22 protein-coding genes are annotated in these 26112 nt (G+C 36.5%); 8 read left to right on the top strand and 14 right to left on the bottom strand.

What is annotated here, in order from left to right:
• Positions 1 to 101: 101 nt before the first annotated feature.
• The 3 genes from FBT53_RS07370 to FBT53_RS07360 are packed head-to-tail and all read left to right on the top strand — an operon-like array spanning position 102 to position 4556.
• Positions 102 to 1349 carry an efflux RND transporter periplasmic adaptor subunit gene (locus FBT53_RS07370; RefSeq protein WP_136950522.1) on the top strand — a complete coding sequence of 416 codons (1248 nt, stop codon included), beginning with the start codon at positions 102 to 104 and terminating at the stop codon, positions 1347 to 1349.
• 54 nt (positions 1350 to 1403) lie between these two features.
• Positions 1404 to 2099, top strand: a complete 696-nt coding sequence (locus FBT53_RS07365; protein WP_080317953.1) for an ABC transporter ATP-binding protein — start codon at positions 1404 to 1406, stop codon at positions 2097 to 2099.
• Between the two features lie 24 nt (positions 2100 to 2123).
• A complete protein-coding gene (locus FBT53_RS07360; RefSeq protein WP_136950521.1) occupies positions 2124 to 4556 on the top strand; it encodes an ABC transporter permease in 2433 nt (810 codons plus the stop codon).
• Positions 4557 to 4574: 18 nt separating this feature from the next.
• Here FBT53_RS07360 and FBT53_RS07355 read toward each other — a convergent pair whose 3' ends face one another.
• The 8 genes from FBT53_RS07355 to FBT53_RS07320 all read right to left on the bottom strand — a co-directional run bounded on the left by FBT53_RS07355 (position 4575) and on the right by FBT53_RS07320 (position 12280).
• Positions 4575 to 5432 (bottom strand): cupin-like domain-containing protein, encoded by an 858-nt coding sequence (locus tag FBT53_RS07355; RefSeq protein WP_136950520.1) that lies wholly within the window; start codon positions 5430 to 5432, stop codon positions 4575 to 4577.
• A 56-nt stretch (positions 5433 to 5488) separates the two neighbouring features.
• Positions 5489 to 6589, bottom strand: a complete 1101-nt coding sequence (gene bioB / locus FBT53_RS07350; protein ID WP_136950519.1) for a biotin synthase BioB — start codon at positions 6587 to 6589, stop codon at positions 5489 to 5491.
• Between the two features lie 95 nt (positions 6590 to 6684).
• Complete coding sequence (locus tag FBT53_RS07345; RefSeq protein ID WP_136950518.1) at positions 6685 to 7839, bottom strand: beta-ketoacyl synthase N-terminal-like domain-containing protein; 1155 nt, start codon at positions 7837 to 7839, stop codon at positions 6685 to 6687.
• Positions 7840 to 7842: 3 nt separating this feature from the next.
• On the bottom strand, positions 7843 to 9108 hold the full coding sequence (bioA, locus tag FBT53_RS07340; protein ID WP_136950517.1) for an adenosylmethionine--8-amino-7-oxononanoate transaminase: 1266 nt from the start codon (positions 9106 to 9108) through the stop codon (positions 7843 to 7845).
• Positions 9109 to 9182: 74 nt separating this feature from the next.
• The gene (locus FBT53_RS07335; RefSeq protein WP_136950516.1) at positions 9183 to 10163 is read right to left on the bottom strand and encodes a glycosyl transferase family 90; all 981 of its coding nucleotides are present in this window, start codon (positions 10161 to 10163) and stop codon (positions 9183 to 9185) included.
• Positions 10163 to 10777, bottom strand: coding sequence for a dethiobiotin synthase (bioD, locus tag FBT53_RS07330; protein ID WP_136950515.1), 615 nt, complete (start codon positions 10775 to 10777; stop codon positions 10163 to 10165). The genes FBT53_RS07335 and bioD overlap by 1 nt, the downstream gene beginning before the upstream one ends.
• Entirely contained in the window at positions 10774 to 11160 is a 387-nt protein-coding gene (locus FBT53_RS07325; RefSeq protein WP_136950514.1) for a DUF2007 domain-containing protein, read from the bottom strand. Before FBT53_RS07325 ends, bioD begins: the two co-directional genes overlap by 4 nt.
• Positions 11153 to 12280, bottom strand: coding sequence for an 8-amino-7-oxononanoate synthase (locus FBT53_RS07320; protein WP_136950513.1), 1128 nt, complete (start codon positions 12278 to 12280; stop codon positions 11153 to 11155). The genes FBT53_RS07325 and FBT53_RS07320 overlap by 8 nt, the downstream gene beginning before the upstream one ends.
• 27 nt (positions 12281 to 12307) lie before the next feature.
• Here FBT53_RS07320 and FBT53_RS07315 point away from each other — a divergent pair, with 27 nt between their 5' ends.
• On the top strand, positions 12308 to 12835 hold the full coding sequence (locus FBT53_RS07315; RefSeq protein ID WP_136950512.1) for a GNAT family N-acetyltransferase: 528 nt from the start codon (positions 12308 to 12310) through the stop codon (positions 12833 to 12835).
• A gap of 52 nt (positions 12836 to 12887) precedes the next feature.
• Here the strand turns inward: FBT53_RS07315 and FBT53_RS07310 are convergent, their stop codons facing one another.
• From FBT53_RS07310 to FBT53_RS07285, 6 genes are all read right to left on the bottom strand, one after another.
• On the bottom strand, positions 12888 to 13166 hold the full coding sequence (locus FBT53_RS07310) for a F0F1 ATP synthase subunit epsilon (RefSeq protein WP_136950511.1): 279 nt from the start codon (positions 13164 to 13166) through the stop codon (positions 12888 to 12890).
• 58 nt (positions 13167 to 13224) lie between these two features.
• The gene (gene atpD, locus FBT53_RS07305) at positions 13225 to 14733 is read right to left on the bottom strand and encodes a F0F1 ATP synthase subunit beta (protein WP_136950510.1); all 1509 of its coding nucleotides are present in this window, start codon (positions 14731 to 14733) and stop codon (positions 13225 to 13227) included.
• A gap of 171 nt (positions 14734 to 14904) precedes the next feature.
• Positions 14905 to 17718, bottom strand: coding sequence for a TonB-dependent receptor domain-containing protein (locus tag FBT53_RS07300; protein ID WP_136950509.1), 2814 nt, complete (start codon positions 17716 to 17718; stop codon positions 14905 to 14907).
• 202 nt (positions 17719 to 17920) lie between these two features.
• A complete protein-coding gene (glmS, locus tag FBT53_RS07295) occupies positions 17921 to 19768 on the bottom strand; it encodes a glutamine--fructose-6-phosphate transaminase (isomerizing) (RefSeq protein WP_136950508.1) in 1848 nt (615 codons plus the stop codon).
• Between the two features lie 125 nt (positions 19769 to 19893).
• Positions 19894 to 21798 carry a DUF4270 domain-containing protein gene (locus FBT53_RS07290; RefSeq protein ID WP_136950507.1) on the bottom strand — a complete coding sequence of 635 codons (1905 nt, stop codon included), beginning with the start codon at positions 21796 to 21798 and terminating at the stop codon, positions 19894 to 19896.
• 8 nt (positions 21799 to 21806) lie between these two features.
• Entirely contained in the window at positions 21807 to 22616 is an 810-nt protein-coding gene (locus tag FBT53_RS07285) for a glycogen/starch synthase (protein WP_136950506.1), read from the bottom strand.
• Between the two features lie 102 nt (positions 22617 to 22718).
• Between FBT53_RS07285 and panC the strand changes: the two genes are divergently transcribed.
• From panC to FBT53_RS07265, 4 genes are read left to right on the top strand one after another with little or no spacing between them, the layout of a single operon-like run.
• Positions 22719 to 23567, top strand: coding sequence for a pantoate--beta-alanine ligase (panC, locus tag FBT53_RS07280; protein WP_136950505.1), 849 nt, complete (start codon positions 22719 to 22721; stop codon positions 23565 to 23567).
• Between the two features lie 13 nt (positions 23568 to 23580).
• Positions 23581 to 23931 (top strand): aspartate 1-decarboxylase, encoded by a 351-nt coding sequence (gene panD / locus FBT53_RS07275; RefSeq protein WP_136950504.1) that lies wholly within the window; start codon positions 23581 to 23583, stop codon positions 23929 to 23931.
• Between the two features lies 1 nt (position 23932).
• On the top strand, positions 23933 to 24898 hold the full coding sequence (locus FBT53_RS07270; RefSeq protein WP_136950503.1) for a lysylphosphatidylglycerol synthase transmembrane domain-containing protein: 966 nt from the start codon (positions 23933 to 23935) through the stop codon (positions 24896 to 24898).
• 29 nt (positions 24899 to 24927) lie between these two features.
• A complete protein-coding gene (locus FBT53_RS07265) occupies positions 24928 to 26070 on the top strand; it encodes an alpha/beta hydrolase (protein ID WP_136950502.1) in 1143 nt (380 codons plus the stop codon).
• Positions 26071 to 26112: the final 42 nt, after the last annotated feature.

Here is a 26112-nt window from a genome sequence, read left to right as displayed (position 1 = left end):
TTAAAATTTATTCAATATTATTTTTCATTGATTATCAGTTACTTACAGATGTTTATTTTAATGGCACGATATAAGCTTACATACCACTGAAAATGAATAGCATGGACCAAAAAATAGAAAAAAAGAAAAATCCTACTAAAAAGATTGCCCTAATAGCCTTACCTCTTTTGCTATTGGGCTTTGCATTATGGTCTGCTTTTGATGCTAACCAAAAAGTTAGGATTAAAAAAGAGCGGTTACGTATCAAAACAGTAACCAAAGGTCTATTTGAAGATATGGCTTTATTTAACGCACAAGTGCATCCACTAAATACCTTACAAATAAATACCATAGAAAGCGGTTCTGTAAAAAAAATCTATGCACAAAATGGCGATATAGTTACAGAAGGGCAATTACTTTTAGAGCTATACAACCCTAATGCAGAATTGGGCTACCTTACCCAAGAAACAGCCATAATAGAACAAATAAACAACCTAAGAAATACCAGAATCGCCATAAAAAATCAGCAAATGCTATTGGATCGGGATTTAATTGAAATGACTTACAATTACAACAATGCAGAACGCCAATATAGCATGGATACCACATTATATAGAAAAGGTGTTATTAGTAAAAATGACTACTTAAAATCGCAAGAAACCTATAGCTTTCAATCCAAACAACAGCAAAATATTAAGGTACATGTTAAAAAGGAGCAACAGGACCGGGCCAATCAGTTGCATTTGATAAACGCATCCATTACCAAAATGGAAGAAAGTCTAGAACAATTAAGACAGAACAAAGAAAATTTCATTGTTAAGGCACCGGCATCTGGGCTGCTTTCTTCTTTTAATCCCATCCTTGGAAAATCGTATAACAAAAGTGAGCTTATTGGCAAATTAGACATGCAAGATGGCTATAAGTTAGTTTTAGCAGCAGATGAGTATTATTTTAATGACGTAGCCAAAGGGCAAGAGGCACATTTGGAAATGAATGACAGTCTATACCCTTTATTCATAAAAAATGTAGTGGCAGAGGTGGTCAATGGCAAATTTCAAGTAGAATTGAATTTTAAAGAGAAAGCGCCCAAGAGTATAAATCAAGGAATGACCGTACCTGTTAAACTATACCTTTCAAAAGAGGAAAAATCGGCTTTATTATTACCAAAAGGCACTTTTTATACCTCGAGCGGCGGCCAATTTGTTTTTGTGCTTACCAGTGATAGTAAAGCCTTAAAACGCAGTATAACCATTGGTAAAGTCAATGCACACTTTTATGAGGTTTTAGATGGCCTACAAGCAGGAGACAGGGTAATTACATCTTCTTACAACGATTATAAAGACAAAGACATTCTATACTTGGAAGATTAAAACCATGATACAGTTAATAAAATTCATCATCAATCTAATTTTAAACGTTTTAGCATGATTACTATACAGCAACTTTTAAAAACCTACAGTACTGAAGAAGTAGAAACTACTGCTTTAAACCAAATTTCTTTACAGGTAAACCAAGGCGATTTTATGGCCATTATGGGACCGTCTGGGTGCGGCAAATCTACTTTACTTAACGTTATAGGCTTGTTAGATTCTTTTGATAGCGGGAGTTATCAATTTTTAGGACAAGAAATGCATGGCCTAAAAGAAAAAGACAGAGCCCAAGTACGGAAAGAAAACATCGGTTTCATTTTTCAGAACTTTAATTTAATAGACGAGCTTAATGTGTATGAGAATATAGAATTGCCACTTGTTTACAACAATATTGCTAAAAAAGAACGCAAAGAACGAGTAATCGCCGTAATGGAGCGTTTAAATATTGCACATAGAAATAAACATTATCCACAACAGCTCTCTGGTGGGCAACAACAACGCGTTGCCGTTGCCCGTGCATTGGTGACCACCCCAAAAATAATTTTGGCAGATGAACCTACCGGTAATCTGGACAGCACCAATGGCAATGAGGTAATGGAGTTGTTGTCTGAGCTTAACCATCAAGGTTCTACCATTTTAATGGTAACCCATTCTAGTTATGACGCCAGTTTTAGCAACCGAATCGTAACTCTAAAAGATGGTAATATCTTAATGGAAAAAGAGAATCAAAGACAAGTAGCCATAGTTTAATCATCCATCAAAAAACGAACAATCATGATTTATTCCTGGTTAAGAATTTTCACAAGGCACCTTAAGAAAAGTCCGTTATACCCTATCATCAACATATTAGGGTTAGTTCTTGGTGTTACCACATTTGTTCTTATTCTTCTATTTGTAAGTAAAGAGCTGAGTTATGAAAAATGGAATCCTAACCTAGACCGTATTTACCGTCCTATACGCCTTTTTGACAATGGCGAAGTCTGGGAAAGTGCACCCCGCATTATGGTTAAAACTGCACTTGAACAACTCCCAGAGCTAGAAGACGCCTTAATAATGAATTATGACAGTGGCATCTTGTTTAATAAAGACGGCAAAAAAGTTATCTCTAGTGCCAAACGCACCACAGCCAATTTCTTTAAATTTTTTCCCTATCCCATAAAATATGGGGATACTACAAATCTTTTTAAGGACGATAGCCAATTGGTATTAAGCGAAGAATTCTCTAAGGAATTATTTGGCGATGTAAATCCTGTTGGAGAAACCATAGCGTCTTTATACCGCAACGAACCCTACAATTTTACTATTGCCGCAGTATACAGAACCGATGGTTTTCCAAGTGATGAGAAACATTCCGTTTTACGTTTAATGGACTTAAAAGCCGACAATAATGACCACTGGGGCAATTTTAATTACGATGCATATTTTATGCTGCATAAGGGAGTAGATGTGGCCGCATTTAATAAAAAGTTTGATGAATTCTACGATCAAAACACCTACGAATCCTGGGGTATAACCTACGAGCAATATTTGGAACAAAAAGAAGAAGCCATGTACATTGAAAACCTTGCCGATAGACATCTTTTTGGTAAGGCTTTAATGGGGAAAGGAGCCAACACGCTTTACATTCTAGCTGTTTTTGCGCTGCTTATTTTGGTTATTTCTGCCATCAACTTTATCAATTTAAGCATTTCTGGAGCCACTAAACGTGCCAAAGAAGTTGCCATTAGAAAAACATTAGGAACGTCTAAACTAAAAGTTATAGCCCAATTTATTTTTGAGGTTGCCCTGCAATGTGCTCTTGCTTTGTTGGTATCCTTGGCATTAATAGAAATTGTATTGCCTCCTTTTAACACCTTAATGGGCACTGATTTGGAGTTGCTAAGTGCATACAACAAATGGTGGTGGGGCTTTGGTATAATCACCATCTTAATTTTAATTTCCGGATTATTTCCAGGCATTTACCTAAGTCAATTTAATCCGGTAAAAGTTTTAAAAGGCAATTTTAGTAGGTCTAAAAGTGGCCAAAAGTTAAAGCGAGGCATGATTGTATTTCAGTTTTGCATTTCTGGCATCTTTCTTATTTCTGCATTTGTAATCAAATCGCAATTGCATTACATGAATAACAGAGATTTGGGTTTTACCAAAGAACAGATGTTAATTATAAACATTAGAAATGCAGGAGAGACCCATAATAAGTTAGCTACTTTTAAACAAGAACTTAGAAAGATAGATGGTGTTGCCGCGGTGGCTACTGGCACCAGACCTCCTGGCACGTATGCTGGCTTTGGCTCCAATTCTAACGTGGATTATCAAGAACTGAGTTTCCAAGCAGATATGCATTTTATTGATGCTGATTTTATACCTACCATGGGTATAAAACTGAATAAGGGTAAAAACTTTACCAAAGATTGGATGGATGTTGACACCTCTCAAGTATTCTTGGATAATGATGGGGATACCATTTACGCCAATGAGATTATTGTAAACCAAAAATTGGTTTCTAACTTTCAATTTAAAGACCCCATAGGAAAACAAGTAGAATATTGGGGGTATAAAGGCACTATCATTGGCGTTGTAGACAATTACATTGCCAAGGGTTTTGACCAAGGAGCATACCCTGCCCTGTATATGCCCTATTTAAAAGGGGAAACCGGAGATTGGGGTAAACCTACCCATTTAATGGTAAGATTAAATGGCACTGCTATTACCGAAACCGTAGCAAGCATTGAGGATTTTTGGACCCAAAGTATTGAACCTAGATTTCCATTTAAATACGAGTTTTTAGACCAGAATTTTGCCAAGACATTCGCAAAACAAAAACGCTTAGAAACCTTGGTGACCATTTTATCGTTCTTAATGATATTCATTTCGCTTTTAGGATTGTTTGCAATAGCATCTCATAGTGTGCAACAACGCTACAAAGAAGTGGCCATCCGTAAAACATTGGGAGCATCTGAAAAAACTTTGATATTAAGCTTGATAAAAGAGTTTATATTAATTGCAGTAATAGCATTGAGCATTGCCTTACCTATTTCTTATTTGTTGGCAGATAGGTGGCTAGAAGATTTTGCATACCGAATAAATGTGCCCTTGGCACCTTTTGCAATTACCATGGCACTTATGTTAACCCTAACCTTAGCCGTAATTTTAATACAAGCACTAAAGGCACTAAAGATAGATTTAGTAGCACATTTAAAATACGAATAACCACAGACCAACCCAGAACTAACGGGCATTGGTTCTTACCACTGCCTGTTGGTTTTTATAGTCTATCCAAGCTTGGCCCTTCCATTTACGCATGGCATTATCAAAATGACGCATCAGAAAAATATTATAAAGGGCTTTTGCAAAATTTTTAGGTTTTCTGGCAATAGCCCTTAAACTCATGCTAAAACCTGGCGTAATATACCGCATGTAGTGCCAGTAGCCTTCTGGAATGTACAGTACATTGCCATGTTCTAATTGGGTAATATAGCCTTTTGCGTTTTTTAATGCTGGCCATTGGCTAACATCTGGATTGGAAAAATCTATATCCTCTCTAGTAATTAAAGAGTGGGGCACCTTGTACAAATGTTTGGTTTCGGACTGCGAAAAAAGTATACACTCTTTTTTACCTTCAAAATGAAAATGAAAAATATTGGCCAAATCAATATCGTAATGCATAAAGGTATACGAGTCTTTTCCGCCAAAAAAAAGCATGGGCAGGCCTTTCATTAATCTAATTCCAAAGTCTGGAAAACTAAAATCTTTTTGCAGTTGTGGCACTTCTTTAAGAATATTCCACAGAAAAATTCGGTATTTGGTAGGTTCTTTTTTCAGTAAATCCACATAAGCGGCCATTTTCATTTTCGCATGCGGTTCATTAAAACCTTCATCGTGCTTTACGGGTCTATCATCATACAAAGGAACTTCAATATCCCCTGCTACTTTTTTCATGTAGTCCAAATTCCATTTACTGTAGGCTGGCCAATCTGCAATCATTTCTTCTATAACCACAGGTTTTTGGGGTCTAAAATAATCGTGTAGAAAAGCCTCCTTTGTCAAGGTTTTTACTCTTGGAATTTGCTGTAGATTCAATTTCAATCTAAAACTAATTTAATCTACAAAAATAGTAAAATGATGGGGTAGGTAACCTTTTCTTAACTTTTAGTAAGGACTTTTGCTTTCTCCTTTGCGGCTTCATTACGGTCAATTTTATGCCCTGGTCTGCTCCATTTAGGTTTTTCGCCCATGGCTTCAAATTGTGAATCTTCTGCCGCTACTGTCTTAGGCTGCGCTCCTTTTACAAAGGGTTTCTGCGGAATTAAACCTAAGGTTTTAAACATTTCCATATCCTCATTAACATCCGGATTTGGTGTAGTTAAAAGTTTATCTCCTGCAAATATGCTATTGGCACCAGCAAAGAAACACATGGCCTGCCCCTCTCTGCTCATACTTGTTCTACCAGCAGATAAACGAACCTGGGTTTTTGGCATCACAATACGCGTAGTAGCTACCATACGAATCATTTCCCAAATTTCTACAGGCTTCTCATTTTCCATAGGAGTTCCATCTACGGAAACTAGGGCATTAATTGGCACAGATTCTGGTTGTGGGTCAAGAGTAGAAAGTGCGACTAACATTCCTGCACGGTCTTCTACTTTTTCTCCCATACCAATGATTCCGCCAGAACAAACAGTAACATTGGTTTTCCTTACGTTGTCAATAGTTTGTAAACGGTCTTCAAATCCACGAGTAGATATTACTTCTTTGTAATATTCTTCTGATGTATCTAAGTTATGATTATAGGCATATAAACCTGCTTCTGCTAAACGTTGGGCTTGGTTTTCTGTAAGCATACCCAAGGTACAACAAACCTCCATGTCTAGCTTATTAATAGTACGCACCATCTCTAGTACTTGGTCAAATTCTGGGCCGTCTTTTACATTACGCCAGGCAGCTCCCATACATACCCTTGAGCTACCAGAGGCTTTTGCTCTGAGTGCTTGCGCTTTAACTTGGTTTACACTCATTAGGTCGTTGCCTTCTATATCTGTATGGTATCTTGCAGCCTGTGGGCAATAACCACAATCTTCTGGGCAACCACCGGTTTTAATAGATAACAAAGTAGACACCTGAACCGTATTGGGGTCGTGATACTGTCTATGTATATTAGCAGCTTCAAACAACAAATCCATCATTGGCTTGTTATAAATTTCCAATATCTCTTCTTTGGTCCAATTATGTCTCGTCTCTGTCATAGTTCCATTATTTTGGATGGTCAAAAATAGGTATTACGAATGATATTCTAATAAAAATTAGTTTTGTTGTAGTATCAACATTTTTAAAGTAGAATTTATTTTGATAGGATTACCGATACTGCATTGCCGCCAAAACCTACTGCATTTATGAGCACAGATTTGAAAGATTCCTTATTTATATTTTGATAAAAAGGCGAAGAAATACCTTGCTGTTGCTCTAACAGTAGCAATCCTAGTTCTAAACTTAACATTCCTGAAGCTCCAAAGGTGTGCCCAATTTTCCACTTATTGGTCGTTAAAAAGGGCCTGTTTTCTCCAAAAACTTTATGAATAGCGTTATATTCTGAAGTATCTCCTTTAATAGTTCCTGGTGCATGCATAACTATGGCATCTACACTGGAAAGCTCCGCATTTTGCAAGGCCATTTGCATAGCATCTTGAAAACATTGCGCATCAGAAGAAATAGAGACATTATGTTTTAACCGCTCAGTTGCATAGCCTATTCCCAATATCTTAGCCCTGTAATTTTTGGGGTTACCCGTTTCTAAACATGCAACAGCCGCACCTTCTCCAAGCACCATAGTGTTCGTTTCTTTCTTTAAATCCATTGCTCTGCAAGGATAGACTCCACTTTCTTTAGAATACACTTTTAAAGCTTTCATTTGTGCAATGGTAAATGGGGTTAAAGGAGCTTCACTACCGCCTACCATAAATTTTTCTGCCATTCCGCTTTGTAACCAAACTATGCCATTTAACATGGCGTGCAATGCAGTACTACAGGTAATAGAGTGGGAGATTGTTGGGCCTTTTGTACCTAAGTCATGCGCAATCCAACTAGAAATATTTCCTAAGGTTGTTGTAGGAGAAGCCAATGTTGCCGTTTTTCCATCCTTTAAAAATTCTTTATGATATCCCTCAAAAAGCGCCGTAGCGCCACGCGAAGAGCCTATATTGATGCCAAAATCTGTAGCAGCATCCCATCCCGAGGCTTTAAACGCGTTTCTAGCAGCAAATAGCGCGTATAAAACGGAATTGTCTAATGATTTGTACTTAGAATCACTTTCCTTAAGTTTTTGAATTTCTAAGGCTGATGTCTTATTTAATTTTGCTCCCCATACGCTAGTAGTATTAAACGGAATCTCGCTTAAGTAATGGTGCTCCTCTTTGTAAGCAGCTTTAATCTGACTTGCCGTGTGCCCTAAGGCCGAAATAGATCCTAATGCTGTAATGTACACTGGATTTTTAAACATAACTTAAAATAAATCTAGTGCTTTTCTAATAGCTGCATAAATATGCTGCATTTCCTCTTCTTTTATGATGTATGGCGCTAAAATATAAATGGTATTCCCTAAGGGTCTTAAAAAAACACCTTGGTCCATAAAGTGTTTAAAAAGCATATCCCTTAAATTTCCGTAACGCTCCATCTTCACTTTTAGATCGAGCGCAAAAATAACACCAAGCTGGCGTACGTTTTCCACTTTTGGATGCAATGCCATCTCTTGTGCGAAGTTGCTATGCCATTTAATTACATTTGAAATTCCGTCTTGAATTTCTTTTGTCTGTAATAGATTAATAGCTGCTAATGCTGCCGTGCACGCTAAAGGGTTGCCAGAATACGTATGCCCGTGAAACAAGCCTTTACCAATATCATCAGAATAAAACTTATCAAAAACTTCTTGAGAACAACTTGTAATTGCCATGGGCACCAAACCAGCCGATAATGCTTTTGATAGACAAATAATATCTGGTTTGGTCTCTAGCTGGTCCGAGGCAAAAATGGTTCCTGTTTTACCAAAGCCGGTCATTACTTCATCTGCAATGGTCAGAGTTCCATATTTTTTACACAAACGCAACATACTATCTAAACCCTCTGCATCGTGCATTTTCATTGCTGCTGCACCTTGTACCAAAGGCTCATAGATAAAGCCTGCAAAATCTTCTGTTTGCAACAGGCTTTGTAAGTGCTCTAAAACCTCTTCTACATTTGCTTTTGTAGGCACGCGAATACGTTCTACAGCTATAAAATGCTCTTCAAAAGGGCCATTGTAAACGGATAATCCAGAAGCAGACATGGCTCCAAAAGTATCACCATGAAACCCTTCTTCAAAAGCTAAAATCTTATTTCTAGGTTTTTTTTGGTTAAAATGATATTGTAATGCCATTTTTATGCCCACTTCTGTTGCTGTGGAACCATTATCATTAAAAAATAATTTTTGTTGATTATCTGGTAATATGGCAATTAACGCTTCGGAAAGTTTTACAGCAGGCTCATGGGTAAAACCACTAAACACTATTTGGTCTAAGGTTTTCATTTGGGCCGCTACTTGGTTCGTAATTATTGGGTTACAATGACCGTAAACGGCAGTGTACCATGAAGAAATACCATCGATATAACTTTTCCCTGCTTCATCATACAAATACACCCCTTGCGCCCTAGTTATCGCCAATGTGTTAGGATGTAACTTATGTTGGGTAAGTGGATGCCAAATGTATTTTTTATCTCTTTCTGAAAGATTCAATCTTAACGTATTTTAGATTTTCAGAAAGCAAAAATACTCATATATACCTTTAAAGGGATACTTTTAAAGCTAGACTAATTGTAGAATTCTTGACTTAAGGGTTTCATTTGTCCACTTTTTACAAAATACTTTTCTAGCACCAAATAGCACAGCGCATTTTCAATTTTAGCATTTCTAAAACTCCTTACATATGCATTGGCATGTTGGGTAAGTTCAATTGCGGCTTGCGGCTTGCTTAAATAGTATTCTAAACGTTCCTCCAAATCAGAATAATCATCTTTTATAGCTACATAATGTTCGTTGGGTTTTAGGTGCCCTTCCATAAACCAGGTTTCAAATTTTGGTTTTGGCATCACCGCTAACGAATTAGAAGACATTACCCACTTTAAATTACTTGCTACATCATTACCTTCTAAACACAGAATAAACTTGTATTTAAGATGGTCCTTAATCGTAATTTTAGGTTTATACCATTGGTCGTGCGTTGTGTTTTTATTAATCTGGCCTAGATTGCACAATGGATGTTCAAAATATTTTCTGTAAAATGCCCTTCTATGCTCTTGTTTAACATTTGCTCTACCCATAAGAGCATCCTTTTTTGTAGCCCAACCCTTTCTATCATCCGTAAATGTAAAGTGTCTAATTTTATTAAATTTAAATAGGATTGAATTCTCATTGGGTCCTAATATGGGCCTGCTCTTTACCAAAGTTGGTAATTCTGGTATTTCTACAATATCTCCAAAAAGATACTTCAATTTTAAATTGGTGTTGAAATAGCGAGTGTACTCAATTAAATCAAAATAATAGGTAGTTGTTCTTTTAGGTCTTTTTAGTTGATGTATAGGTATAGTGCAATCTGTTAAACTGAATTCTTGGTCTATATTGCAATAATACTTTAACCTAGTTTTTACGGTTTCTAACTCCTTTGTAGTTAAGGCAGCTAATTCTTTAGCTATAGAGAATTGCATGTTAGTATTGGTAAGCACCTCTAGATATACTCCTTTTAAATAATAAAGAAGCTTAATATTCTTATGCGTATATCTATTTCTGTACATTACCAGTTAACCAATTGCTTTTGAAAAGATACTGCGTATTTTAGAATCACATCTTTATTAAATTCAGGTTCTTCATTTACTCTACCGATAAACTTTGCCTTTGTTTTTTTTAGAATAATGTTTTCTGTTGTAGGGTGTTCATTGCCACTAAATACAACACCTACTTGGCAACCCTTTTCTTGTAAGGCATTTATAGTTAATAGGGTGTGGTTTATGCTTCCCAAATAATGTCTAGACACCACAATAACCTTATATTCTGGCTGTATTAAATCTAAAATGGTGTCCTTATCATTCAAAGGCACTAACAATCCACCTGCCCCTTCTACTACCAAATTATTATCTGTTGTTGGCTCTATAATTTTATTTAAATCTATAGCTACCCCATCAATAGCCGCGGCAGCATGTGGACTCATTGGGGTTTGCAGGGCATAACTATTAGGATGTATTACGGTTTTAGTATTGGTTATGTAATTCTTAATTTTATGACTATCAGAATTATCTAAATCTCCAGCCTGTATTGGTTTCCAATAATCTGCTTGCAATGCCTCGGTAACTATACCAGCTACAACAGTTTTACCAACTTCTGTGGAAATTCCAGTAATAAACAACTTCATGATTCCGCTCTTCTTATAAATTTACAATGCAAACAACGGTACTTTTTAGGTTCTAAAAAAGGAAAGAGTTTGTAAAGTAAGGTGTTTCTAGAATAGTAAACCTCTGATTTTTGCCTTTTACAATTTGGACATTTTACAAACTCACCGTTGGTATCTTGGGCATAGGTCCTAACTTCATCATAGATAGCTCTAGCTCTATCCTCATCTACAGGATGTACTTGTAATTTTATACCCCCAATAGCATTAGAAGCGAATGGCTCAATACCTACGGTATTTGCATCTTTAAGGAAAACCGATATGCCTTCAGATTCCAATTTTCCTTTTATCACCTGCACATCGGACAAAAACTCAAAACTCCCTAAAGTCACCAACTCTTTAGTCATCTATTGTTTTTTTGATTATTGTAAAAATAGCCTTTATTTCCTCCTTACTATTATAACTATGGATACAAAAACGAAGACGTTCTGCTCCCTTAGGAACTGTAGGCGCTAAAATAGGACGCACATCAAAACCTGCAACTCTAAGATTTTCTGATGCTGTTTTCGCTTTATCCAAGTTACCCAACACCAATGCTTGTATGGCAGAATCGCTAGTAATAAATTTTTTAGTCAATTCTAATTCTGCCATCTTAGTTTTAAAATATGCAATATTATGTAGTAATTTTTTTCTACAATTTTCACCTTTAGCTGAACGTAAATATTTAAAATTCTGTAAAATAACATTCGTAGCATGTTCGGATAATGCGGTGGTGTATATAAGACTTCTACTAAAATTTACTAAGTAACTTTTAAGATCCTTACTTCCTAGAATAGCTGCACCATGACTCCCCAAAGCTTTACCAAAAGTGATAATTTGCGCAAATACTTTTTTGGATATGCCTAATTGCTGTAGTAATCCTAAACCAAAGACACCTACTGCATGTGCTTCATCCACAATTACTAGCGCATTAAATTTATTACAAATAGCACATAAGGACACTAAATCTGGACTATCTCCGTCCATAGAAAAGACAGACTCCGTTACCACATATATTTCATCTGCCAAATTATCTTTCCTAAAATGCTCTAAACGTTCTTTTAGGTGATTTAAATCGTTATGGCGAAACTTGAATGCTTGCGCATTACTAAGCAAAATACCATCTCTTATACTAGCGTGAGAAAGCGCATCATATAGCACTACATCGCCTTTTTGTGGTACTGCAGCAAAAAAACCTAAGTTGGCGTCATAACCAGAATTAAAAACTAGGCCAGCTTCTTGGTTAAACAGTGAGGATAAATACGATTCTAAAGCGATATATCCCCCATGATTTCCAGATAGCAACCTACTACCACCAGCACCATTACTCTTTTGTTGTAAACTTTCCAACCCAGAAGTTTTGCCGAAACCTAAATAATCATTGGATGAGAAATCTACCAAACTATTTGGTACAGATAGCTTTCGCAGGCTATTGGTTCTAGCTCTTTCTTCTAGTCTGTTTTTTAACTTTTTGGGAAAATTTTGCATTTAGGTAAAAATAGTATCTTTAGTTTGATGGTGCACTATACAAAAGTTTCTAGCGATGAAGAACTTCATCAAATATTAGCCCTGCAACAATTAAATTTGGCCAAAAATTTGGTTCCAGAAGAAGTCATTCATCAGGGATTTGTAACTGTGGAACATGATTTTGATATTTTAAGATTGCTAAATAAAAAACATCCGCACACTATTGCAAAAGATAAGAATATGGTTGTAGGCTATGCACTGTCTATGCATCCCACATTTAAAGATACTATACCTATATTAAAACCGATGTTCGCGGAAATAGAAAAACTCAAAATTCCTGTAAACTTCATGGCTATGGGGCAGATTTGTATTGCTAAATCGCACAGAGGTCAAGGTTTGTTTAGAGGTCTTTATAAAGCAATGAAGCACTACCTCCCAGAAACAATAGAATCCATTATTACAGAAGTAGATTGTACCAATAAGCGCTCTATGCAGGCTCATCAAACTATTGGGTTTAAAGAACTATTAAGATACAGTGCAGATGGGAAAAAATGGTCCTTGATTATGCTTAAATAAAAAAGCCCAACCATTAAAGTTGGGCTTTTTTATTTTAAGGAATTATATAGCCTTAATCTGCTAATACAATCACTTTATTATCCTTCATTTCAATAGTTCCACTTTTAATCGGCAAAACCATGTCTCCATTACTCCCTTTTAAGAACTTATCCTTAAACTCATTAACAATCTCAACATTCCCTTGTATTTTAACATCGCCTTCTTGCAATAGAGAAACTATAGGGGCGTGATTTGCCAACATTTGAAACTCGCCATTTATACCTGGTACAGTAACAGATGTTACGTCACCTGAAAATAAGGTTGCTTCTGGAGAAACTATTTCTAAATACATCTTAATTATATTAAAAGTTGGGCGTTATTTTAGTTAGCACTATAATCTAAACCAAATATTAAGCCTCTGCTAACATTTTCTCGCCAGCCTCAATAGCTTCCTCTATGGTACCTTTTAAGTTAAACGCTGATTCTGGCAAATGGTCTAGTTCACCGTCCATAATCATGTTAAATCCTTTTATGGTTTCCTTGATATCTACTAACACTCCTGGAATACCAGTAAACTGCTCAGCTACGTGGAAAGGCTGAGATAAGAAACGTTGTACACGTCTAGCTCTACCTACTGCTAGTTTATCCTCTTCTGAAAGTTCTTCCATACCAAGAATAGCTATAATGTCTTGTAACTCTTTATAACGTTGTAATAACTCTTTTACACGTTGTGCACAACCGTAATGATCTTTACCTAAAATTTCTGGTGTAAGAATTCTAGATGTAGAATCTAATGGGTCTACCGCAGGATAAATACCCAACTCTGCAATCTTTCTAGAAAGTACTGTAGTAGCATCTAAGTGAGCAAATGTTGTTGCAGGTGCAGGATCCGTTAAATCATCCGCAGGTACGTAAACCGCTTGTACAGACGTAATAGAACCTCTTTTAGTAGAAGTAATACGCTCTTGCATTGCACCCATCTCTGTAGCCAAAGTTGGTTGGTAACCTACTGCAGAAGGCATCCTACCTAAAAGTGCAGATACCTCTGAACCCGCTTGTGTAAAACGGAAAATATTATCAACAAAGAATAGTACGTCTTTCCCTTGACCGTCACCAGCTCCATCACGGAAATACTCCGCAATAGTAAGACCAGAAAGTGCCACACGTGCACGTGCACCAGGTGGTTCGTTCATCTGACCAAATACGAAGGTAGCCTTAGATTCTTTCATTGCTTCCTTATCTACTTTGGCTAAATCCCATCCGCCTTCTTCCATAGAGTGCAAGAAATCATCACCGTATTTAATAATACCAGACTCTAACATCTCTCTTAAAAGGTCGTTACCCTCTCTTGTACGCTCGCCTACACCAGCAAATACAGAAAGACCACCGTGACCTTTAGCAATGTTATTAATTAATTCCTGAATCAATACTGTTTTACCAACACCAGCACCACCGAACAAACCAATTTTACCACCCTTTGCGTATGGCTCAATTAAGTCGATTACTTTGATTCCTGTAAATAAAACTTCAGTAGAAGTTGATAAATCTTCAAACTTAGGAGCCTCACGGTGAATAGGAAGTCCGTTATCACCACTTTTTGGCAACTCTTGAAGACCATCAATAGGATCTCCAATCACATTAAATAGTCGACCATATACATCCTCACCTATTGGCATTTGAATGGCACTACCTGTAGCAACCACATCTACACCACGGCTTAAACCATCTGTAGAATCCATAGAGATGGTTCTAACAGTATTTTCACCGATATGAGATTGTACTTCCAACACCAAAAGTGATCCATCTGGCTTCTTTACCTCTAATGAATCGTAGATTTTTGGGATTTCTGTTCCGGACTCAAACTCTACATCGATAACCGGGCCAATAATCTGGGCAACTTTTCCTGTAACTTTAGACATTACTTCAGTATTTCAATTAATTCATCTTCTTAATGAAGAAGAACGGTATTTTTTTCGGGCGCAAAGATATGGTATTCCGTTCTTATATAGAAACTTCCAATTCCTTTTTTGCAAACAAAAAAGGGCATCATTACAGATGCCCTTATAAATATTTAGTTAGTGTTATTATAATTATGGGTTTATGGTCCAAGAAACATAGAAAATAGAACCTATGTTACCACTACCAAAAGCCGTAAAATATTCTTCACCTAAAATGTTACTACCACCTGCTTTAAAAACAGATTTTATAGAAGGAACACTGTAATTAATTTGTGCATCTAACACAGAATAAGAAGGCACCTCTCCGTCAGCAAAACTAGCTTCCCAGAAAAAAGAATCACTCCATCTGTAGTTAATACCAAATCCAAAGTTTTTGAACAACTCTGTATTTCCAAAAGAAGCTTTAAACTTGTGTTCTGGTGTGTTAAAGTTTGTTCTAAAATCTGGATTAGCAGCTTTATCAAAATCTAAATCTGCATAGGTATAATTTACTCCTAAATCATAATTCCCAAAAATCTTAGTATCAACACCGATAGTAGCTCCCCAAGAATTAATATCTACATCTGAGTTTGTATAGGTTTGATATACTTGCCAATCATTATTTGCAATAGCCGCAATTGCTAAAGGTGTTTTATTTGAATCTATACTTTCAGGTATTGTTTGTGTTAATGCTACATCTCCATAAAAAGGAACCACTGTATTTACATTGGATATGAAGTTTTTATAGCTATTATAATAACCACTTAAATCAATGGTAAATTTACCCAATTGGGTTCTATAACCTAATTCTATGGCTGTAATCTCTTCTGGTTTAATAATTTCGGGATTTGCTATTTCTAAATCTAAAGGATTTTGAGTTTCAGCAAAACGCAGAACAGAACTTGCAGTAAAAGAGTTTTCGTATGCCGAACGTCCAGAAATTGTAACCGTTGGAGAACCAGTTAATAATGCCCCACTGTTATTTGGATCTAGCGTGTATGTTCTTACATCACGATCTAAATTATCTGGAGCAGAACCCACTAAAATTGCTCTACCCGCATCTAAGCCAATGAATAAATCCTGTGTTGTTGGATTACGGAAACCTTGTTGAATAGATGCTCTAATATTGTGGTTTCTATTTTCACCTAAGGTAGCTGATATACCCGCTCTTGGCGATAAAAATCCGTCAAAAAATTCGTTCTTATCATACCTTGCAGACAAGGTTAACTTAATACGCTCGTCTGCCATTTTCTTTTGCAATTGCGCATAAGCTCCAAATTCATTATACGTAATAGGTCCATCGAAATCCGTAAAAATAGTTCCATTAGAACTTAATTCATACTCTCTAAATGAACCACCAACCTGAATGTCTGCCCAATCATTGATTAAATGTGCAAAATTGTAGTTACCATTAACATGGCGAAATTTAGTATTATCTATAAACTTAGCCCCAGTGGTTAAATCTCCGTCACTGGTAACCGCATTGAAAGCACTTTGAAACTCAGGAGTACCAGGAATTAAACGACCAGTATCTGCAGCAGCTCTTGCCGCGGCATGCGCCACCTCATCAGACAACTGCACTCCGGTACCAATTCCTAATTTTGCTCCGATAAAGGTATTCAGATATTGCCTAAACCAATCTTCATCAGATTTCCACCTTCTATTTATGTTAATTGCAGCGAAACGCGTATCGTATGCATCACCCGAGTTCTCAGAAACAATGTATCCTCTTAAAAAGAAGTTATCATTTTTTAATTCTATTTTATGCTGCTGCATTTTAAACCCTGCAACAGAATATCTGTTAGCTCCTTGATAGATTGTAGTACCCCTACCAATTCTGCTATTTAAAATAATTTCAAAGTCATTTGCCCAAGGCCTAAAATGAACTGCAAAATCGGACTTAACACTTTGCGCGTTATAGTTGGCCAAATCACGCTCTTCATAACCAGTTCTTGTTACAGATACTGAGCCTAAAGTGCCACTAGGCAAATCTGCTATCCTATCTAAGTTAAAGGTGTCTCCAACTTCGTCACCGTAAACATTTAAACCATCATAGGCTGGGTTTGAACGGTCAGCACCCGGGTTATTTAAATCGATATAATTGTTTGCATGCCAATCTTCTCCTTGTAAAAAAGAGATGTTAGCCTTTACTGCCACCTTATCACTAAACGCGTGTGCTGCACGGACACCTATGTCATAGTATTCATTATCACCTGCTGCTTCCTGAGAGGTAATCCCAGTTTTTATGTATGCACTAATACCTTGAAAATCGAACGGATTCTTACTTCTCATAAATAAGATACCATTAAATGCACCTGCTCCGTACAATGCGGATGATGCACCTGGTAATATCTCTACACTTTGAACATCTAATTCTGACATTCCTGTAAGGTTACCTAATACAAAGTTTAAACCTGGTGCAGTGTTATCCATACCATCTACTAATTGTAAAAAACGGTTATTTGCAAACGTGGCAAAACCTCTTGTGTTTACAGATTGAAAGGTTAAACTATTCGTATTGATATCTACCCCTTTTAAATTTTGCAAGCCTCCATAAAAGGATTCTGCGGTGGTATTCTTAATTTCTTTTAATCCGAACCGTTCTACAGATACTGGGGATTCAAAAATTCTTTCTGGAGTTCTAGATGCGGAAATTACAATCTCGTCTAACAAAGTAGAACTCTCATTAATGGTAATGGTTAGGTTTTGGTTGTTTTGCGTTACTTGAGTTGTAGCATCAGTAAAACCAACGCTGGTAATTTTAAGTTGAAATGGCGGATTAATAGAGGCATTCAACGTAAAGTTACCGTCAAAATCAGTAACAGCTCCTTCTGCTTTTCCTACGACAACAATATTAGCTCCGGGAACAGGCTCATTATTTTGGTCTACAACAGTACCCGTCACAGTAGTCTGTGCGGACACTACCCCACCAATGAGCATTGCTAATGCGAATAGGATTTTTCTCATTCGTCTAGTATTTGAGTTAAATTTTAATAAAAAGTTAATTTATCGGATGGAAGATACATTTTTTTGATTTCCCTACAATGAAAATTCCAAAAAATTATGCATGCATAATACTTATTTGCTAAATATTCACAGGTTATAGTGGTAAATCCATAAAAAAAGCCGCCAAAATTGGCGGCTCTATAATTTTAACATTTATTCCTTATTACTCTACCGTAACGGATTTTGCTAAGTTTCTGGGTTGATCCACATTACAACCTCTCATTAAAGCAATATGATAAGAAAGCAATTGTAATGGAATTGTAGTTAACAGGGGCGACAAGAACTCCTCTGTTTCCGGAACTTCAATCACGTGGTCTGCAATTTCTTTAACTACTTTATCTCCTTCAAAAACAACAGCTATTATCTTCCCTTTTCTAGATTTTATCTCCTGAATATTACTTACTACTTTCTCATAATGCCCCTGCTTCGTAGCAATTACAACTACTGGCATTTGTTCATCAATCAAAGCAATAGGACCGTGCTTCATTTCTGCTGCCGGGTAGCCTTCTGCATGTATATAACTAATTTCTTTAAGCTTTAAAGCTCCCTCTAAAGCCACTGGAAAATTAAAGCCCCGTCCTAAATACAGGCAATTTGGGCTATCCTTATAAACTGCAGCAATTTCTTCAATAGCATCATTAGATTTTAGCGCACGCTCAACTTTTGCAGGAACGTTCTCTAACTGTGTAAGATATTCATGAAATTTAGAGTCTGACATTACACCTTTCTCTTTCGCTAATTTTAGGGCTATTAGAGACAATATGGTTATTTGTGTAGTAAACGCCTTAGTAGATGCCACTCCTATTTCTGGCCCTGCATGGGTATAAGCACCCGCGTGTGTTTCCCTTGCGATTGAGGAACCAACCACGTTACACACCCCAAATACAAAAGCCCCACGCTCTTTTGCCATTTTAATTGCCGCCAATGTATCTGCGGTTTCTCCAGATTGAGAAATAGCAATTAACACGTCTTTCTCCGTAATAACAGGATTTCTATATCTAAATTCTGAAGCATACTCTACCTCTACTGGTATACGCGCCAAATCTTCAAAAATATACTCTGCAACCAAACCAGCATGCCAAGAAGTTCCACAGGCAACAATAATAATTCTATCAGCCTTCAGGAATTTCTCTAAATTCTGGTCAATACCAGCCATTCTTATTATGCCTTGGTCCGCTAAAAGCCTACCCCTGTATGTATCTTGGATGGCTCTCGGTTGTTCATAAATTTCCTTAAGCATAAAATGGTCGTAACCTCCTTTTTCTATTTCTTCTATATTTAATTGAAGTTCTAGAATATTAGGATATGCAATTGCATCATCTTTAATTTTTCTTAGCTTAATTTCTTTGCCCAATCTAATAATAGCCATTTCCTCATCTTCTAAATACACAGCGTTATTAGTATATTCTATAAATGGACTTGCATCAGAAGCTACGAAATATTCGTTTTCGCCAATACCAATGGCCAAAGGACTTCCTAATTTAGCTACAACAATTTCATCTGGCTTATTTACATCAAAGACCGCAATAGCATAAGCACCAACCACTTGATTAAGGGCAATCTGTACTGCTTTTCCAAGCTTTACATCTTCCGTTTTTTTAACCTCCTCTATAAGATTTACTAAAACCTCAGTGTCTGTATCAGATGTAAAGGTGTATCCCCTTTTAATTAATTCTTTTTTGATAGACTCATAGTTCTCTATGATTCCATTATGAATGATGCAAAGATTGCCAGAATTAGAATAATGCGGGTGAGAATTGGTATCATTTGGGACACCATGTGTTGCCCATCTTGTATGCCCTAAACCTAATTTACCAGTAGTAGAAATAGTATCTTCTGCCTTTTTCTTAAGATCCTCTACTTTACCTTTTGTTTTAGCTAATTTAGTTCCAGCTTCATCATAAAGCACAATCCCGGCACTATCATAGCCTCTATATTCTAGTCGTTGTAATCCTTTAATGATAATTGGATAGGCTTCTCTATGCCCAATATACCCAACAATTCCACACATAACTGTAGTCTGTTAATTAATATAATGATTAGTGTTTCACCCCAAAAGTAATGCACCTTAGGCGTTTACTTAGTGTTTTTAGATGATTTAACGCTAAAATCGGAGCAATGGTATGCCAACCTTACTTAATTCGCTGTAGTATAAAAGACTTCTAACTTTAATTTTTTAGCTTCATCTTGCGCAGGAACGTTGCTGCCGTATAGGATAGTTCCTAATGGATTTATAGCAGACATAACAGGCAAATCTACAGATTCACCCTCTACAATATCTTCTCTTACCCCCGTGATTGATAAATCTGAAGTTAATGCAACATTCAATACTACATTTGCAGAGTCTCTCACGATTATATCATTTATATGGTCTGTAATCTTTACCGTATATTTTATTCCGTTCCCAACAGCATCCTGCTCTAAAACACCATCATAATTTGGATACCTTCCTAAATTAGATTGAGATGTAGCAGCATCTGTTAAATCATGTATAGGCTGGTTTGTTACAGAATTGTACACATATAAACGAGGTGGATTTATGATGCCTCCCTTTTGATTTATCGTGTTTTGGTCAACATAAAAAACCAAATTAGCCTCATTAATAATCCAATTATTAGCTTTTATCTGGTTGATGAATTCCTCTCCATTAGTCACTTTTCCTGTAGCCTCATCTACCTGATTACCAAATAAGCGAATTTGAGAAAAAGCACCGGAACCACCTTTAAGCACCAATCTTTCTGCATTCTCTACAGATGCATCTAAATGTGTAGCCACATCTGCTTCTAACGGCTGATCTACAAAAGTGTTTACCGCGTTGCCAGAAATAATTCCGTTAGCATTCTGTAAAAAATTTATCACATAACTACTACTAGAGGTAATTTCCGTTTCTGATTCTGTATCGTAATCTTGGTAATCATAATTAATGGTGATGTTAGCTTGAGTCATATCAAAAAGCAACAACATGTCTTCTGTATCACTAGATGGCGTTACTGTAAAGTGCAATCCACGCAAAAAGTCTCTAAAATTAGCCTGATTAGAAAGCTCTGAACTCCCCTCTTTGTCTATAATATTAGTTTGAAAGAAATCCTTATCCAGCTCCACGTAAACTCCTGGATTTAAACGAGAAGCTATTTGTTTACTTTCATCTACCTCTGTAGTTTCTGGATTATCGTCTTCAAATGCAGTTATAATCTCTTTATTATCTATAGTCACTTCTCCATCAAATAAAGCTGCCCCTTCTACAAAAGAAGTAATATCTGTATTGCTATAGTACGGTTGTGCTTCTTCAAAATTGGCATTAGGATCCAAATCTCTTAAAAAGAAGCTAGAACGTTCCACCTTTAAGTTAAACTTCTTACCAACTAATTGTTTGCTGTTTTCCCAAGTCTTAAATTCATTGGTGAAAATACTATCCAAAGCATACTCATTCTGAAAATTATTACTGATGATGTCCTCATCTACCCCATCCAAGATACCATCACCGTCCGTATCACTATCCAACGGATTTGTGCCATTGGCACGTTCCTGAATATCCGAAACTTCGTCGTCATCACTATTACTGTTCGGGTCCGTTGGATCCTCATCCAATTCATCTGGCACCCCATCACCATCCCTGTCATTTGTTAATGCTGGAACTTGCAAATAAGGCAAGTACAAATAAACAGAGGTAACTTCTTCCGCTTCTGCAATAGTATCTCTATTCCCAGATAAATCTGTAAGGGCTTCAGAACTTTGAACAACAGTACCAAAAGTAGGGTTTGTAGTAGACAGTGACACTTGAGAAGTGATTACCGCTTGTCTTTCCCCAAACAAAGGGTCTTTATACACACCAGCTTGATATACGGGAAGTTTATTAGTTTGTACTGCCGTTATTTTTCTATTCTTGGCAAAAACATCAAAACTCACCTTGCCTGTTGTAAATGGCTCACCCGCAACAACACCTTCACCAATGGTATCTATTTCTTCTTCACAAGAAGCAACAAATACAAACATAAAAAACAACCCAGCTATCGCCAGGAAACCCTTTTTCTGCAAACCCATATACGGTTTTATTTTAGCACTTGATTGTTATAGAAATCCGCGTACGCCTCTTCTGTTTCTTGGAAAGAAACGTATGGCAATACAGGCTTATCTAGTTTAGAAATATGCTCCGTTAATGTCTCTGGAACAGCTTCTGAGGCTAAAATAACTGCATCAGAATAATCCACTGCTACCTTTAACAAATTATTATAGACGGGTTCAGAAATAGCTTCAATCTTACTTTTATCTATCCCATCAAAAGCAACCTTATCTATCATTTGAGCATCCAAAGCGCCCTCATAGCCTTGTTCGTAAACAGAAGTTACAATTTTGCTATCCATAAAAATAGGCTCGTCTGCGTAATATTCTTTAAGGTATAAAGGCAGTAGAGAGGCCATCCAACCGTGAACATGAATAATATCTGGTGACCAGTTTAGTTTCTTAACTGTCTCCACGACTCCTTTTGCAAAGAAAATAGCGCGCTCATCGTTATCGGGAAATAAGTTCCCTTCTTTGTCTTTAAACGTAGCTTTTCTTTTGAAATACTCGTCGTTATCTATAAAGTAAACTTGTATTCTTTCTTTTGGGATGGATGCTACCTTAATTATTAAAGGCATATCCATATCGTTGATTACCAAGTTCATCCCAGAAAGCCTAATTACTTCGTGTAATTGATGCCTTCTTTCATTAATGTTTCCATACCTTGGCATAAAAATCCTTATCTGGCCACCATTACTGTTAACCATTCTAGGTGCCTCATAAGACATTTTTGAAACTTGATTCTCTGGAAGATAGGGTATTAATTCTGAAGATACGAATAATATCTTTTTACCGGTCATAAATTGAATTTTGGTTCATCTGACAAAACGTAGCTGCAAAAGTACAAAATTTATGCAAAATAGCTGTATTTGTAGTATTTTTGGCCGCTTTTAATATTAAAAATGCAGGTAATACAAGATAAAAATGTGCTTTCTGCACAGTTAAAAAAATATAAGGAAGACCAACAAACAATTGGCTTTGTACCTACCATGGGGGCGTTGCATGAAGGTCATTTATCCTTAGTAGCCGAGTCTCTTAAAGACAATGACATTACCGTGGTTAGCATCTTTGTTAATCCTACCCAGTTTGATAATCTCACAGATTTAGAAAAATATCCAAGAAACCTTGAAAAAGATATTGAACTGCTTGCTTCATTATCTGCGGACATAATTTTATTCACGCCTACTAGAGAAAATATTTATGATGGAGACATTACCTCTAAAACGTATGAGTTTAATGGTCTTGAAAAGGTAATGGAAGGTGCTTTTAGGTCTGGGCACTTTAACGGTGTAGCAACAATAGTAGAGCTTTTACTACGTACCGTTGAACCTAACAAGGCCTATTTTGGAGAAAAAGATTTTCAGCAACTCCAAATCATTAAAAAATTAGTTGCCCTTAAAGAATTACCTGTAAAAATTATTCCTTGCCCCATTTCTAGAGAATTACACGGTCTTGCCAGAAGCTCCAGAAATGAAAGACTGACAAAAGCGACTAGAGAAAAAGCAAACTTTATATACAACAGTCTAATAACTGCCAAATCTAAATTTGGCACGAAAAGTGTACAAGAAATAAAGGAAAGTGTCACTAATCTTTATGAAAACAACTCCGATTTTACATTAGAGTATTTTGAAATTACAGATGAAGACACGTTAACCCCAATTAAAAAAATACAAGAAAACACAAAATATAGGGCCTTTATTGCCGTTTATGCGGAGGAGGTTAGACTTATAGATAATCTGGCCCTAAATTAAGTAATTTTGCCCCATGCAAGTAGAAGTTGTTAAATCTAAAATCCACAGAGTAAAAGTAACTGGTGCAGACCTAAACTATATTGGTAGTATAACTATTGATGAAGACCTTATGGATGCCGCTAATATTATTCGTGGAGAAAAGGTACAAATTGTAAATAACAATAATGGAGAAAGACTAGAAACCTATGCCATTCCAGGGCCTAGGGGTTCTGGTGAAATAACGCTCAACGGTGCCGCTGCCAGAAAAGTAGCACAAGGCGATATTCTGATTTTAATAACCTATTCTTGGATGGATATAGAAGAAGCTAAAACTTTTAATCCGTCTTTGGTGTTCCCTAATGAAGCAAACAACCTATTGAATTAGTTTGTCTCCACAATTAAAAAAAACATTGAAACTAATAGTCCCAATTGCCTTGGGACTATTTTTGGTTTGGTACTCCTACCAAAGTACATCTTTAGAGGACCGCAAAACTATTGTTACTAGTATTACCAATGCAAATCCATTCTGGATTGGCGTTTCTATTTTAATAGGAATTATTAGCCATATAGCTAGGGCTATTCGCTGGAATTACCTTTTAAAACCACTAGGCTACCAACCTAAGCTATACAACAATGTTTTAATTGTATTCTTATCTTACTTTGCCAATTTAGGCATTCCAAGGTCTGGAGAGGTTTTACGGGCCACAGCGCTCACCACCTATGAAAATGTTCCTTTTGAAAAAGGTTTTGGCACTATTGTTACCGAGCGCGTAATTGATTTAATTATGCTTCTTCTGGTAATTTTTACTGCCCTTTTATTACAAACCAATATTATACTTGGCTACTTAAACCAAAGTGGTATGGGCATAATCATTGGGCTTGCAGTATTAGTCCTAGGTATAGTTAGTTTAGTAATAGTAATTAGAATTTTAAAAAAATCTAGTTCCCCTTTTGCAAAGAAAATAAATGGATTCTTAAATGGGCTTTTAGATGGAATCACAAGTATCTTAAAAATGGAAAATAAGTGGTTATTTATTTTCTACACCTTTCTTATTTGGTTCTGCTACGTAGCCATGTTTTGGGTCATAAAATTTACTGTTTTAGAAACTGCTGACCTTAGTATATCTCAATTACTTGTCGCCTTTGTTGGAGGCGCGTTTGCGATGTCTACCACCAACGGAGGCATTGGCCTTTACCCAATTGCTGTAAGTGGCTCCTTAAGCCTATTTGGAGTAAGCGCAATAGCTGGGAATACCTTTGGATGGATTATGTGGATAGCCCAAACTTTAATGGTAGTTGTTTTTGGTGCAATATCCTTTGTGCTATTGCCGTTATTGAACAGAAATAGATAGCTAATTGCAGTTATCAGAAGCTGTTTACCATGTCCAAATCACTACTTACGCTTTTTCTTCTTTTTTGTATCGCTACAAATGCACAAGTAAAAAAGGAAATTTTTGAATCATTTAAACTACAAGAACGCAGAGATGTGTCTTATTACTTCCCTGAAGATTACACCGAAGACAAAAAATACCCTTTAATTGTGGTCTTGGACGCTGATTATTTGTTTGATTTGGTTGTTGCCAACACCAAATTTTACAGTAATCAACACCGTATGCCCCAAAGTATTGTGGTAGGCGTACATCAATCAGAAAATGATATTCGCTGGGAAGATTGTGACTTTGATCAAAGTTCGGGTCTACCCACAGATAAAGGCAAACAATTTTATGAATTTTTAGGAACGGAGCTTATTCCATATTTAGAAAATTCGTACAGCATAGCTCCATTCAAAATGTTTATGGGTTATGATATCACAGCAAATTTTGGCAATTATTTTTTATTTAAGGACCGCTCCCTATTTAATTCTTACACCATCATTTCTCCTGTCCTCGCAACAGAAATGGAAAGTAGAGTACCCGCCAGACTGTCAGCATTAGACCAAGAATTATTCTATCATCTTATTTTAGAAAAGGAAAAGACAGATGACCGTAACCGCTTGCTTCAATTAAACAATGCCGTAGCTTCCATAGACAAAGAAAGTTTACATTATTCCTTTGCAGAGTATGAAGATGCAGACCATGTATCTATTGTTTCTTATGGTCTAGCAGAAGCTTTTGATACTACTTTTAAAACTTTTAGACCTATAACCCCTAAAGAATATAAAGAGCAAATATTAAAATCTGAAGACCCAGCCATAAACTATCTTACCAACAAGTACGAGCTAATAGAAAAACTGTTAGGTTACCAAAGGGATTACGAATTGAATGATATCATGGCGATATATGCCGCATCACTTAAAAAAGACGACTTTGAGTCGTTAGAAGCTTTATCTAAAATTGCAAAAGACCAATATCCAGAGACTATGCTAGGTTTTTATATGGAGGGAGAAGCATTAGAACTTAAAGGCGAACCCAAAAAAGCCATGAAGGCTTTTGAAAAATCGTTTTTAATGAACGAAATTGATTTCCTTACCAAGGACATGGCTTTAGAAAAAATAGATGCGATTAAAGCCGATTTTGGCTATTAAAAAGCATTAGGCGTATCTTAGCTACAATTAACTTTAGAACAG

It is taken from the genome of Flavobacterium sp. ASW18X (assembly GCF_005144745.1).
Lineage (GTDB): Bacteria > Bacteroidota > Bacteroidia > Flavobacteriales > Flavobacteriaceae > Croceivirga.
The sequence above is the reverse complement of the archived record's forward strand: the minus strand, read 5'-3'. Positions and strand labels throughout refer to the sequence as shown.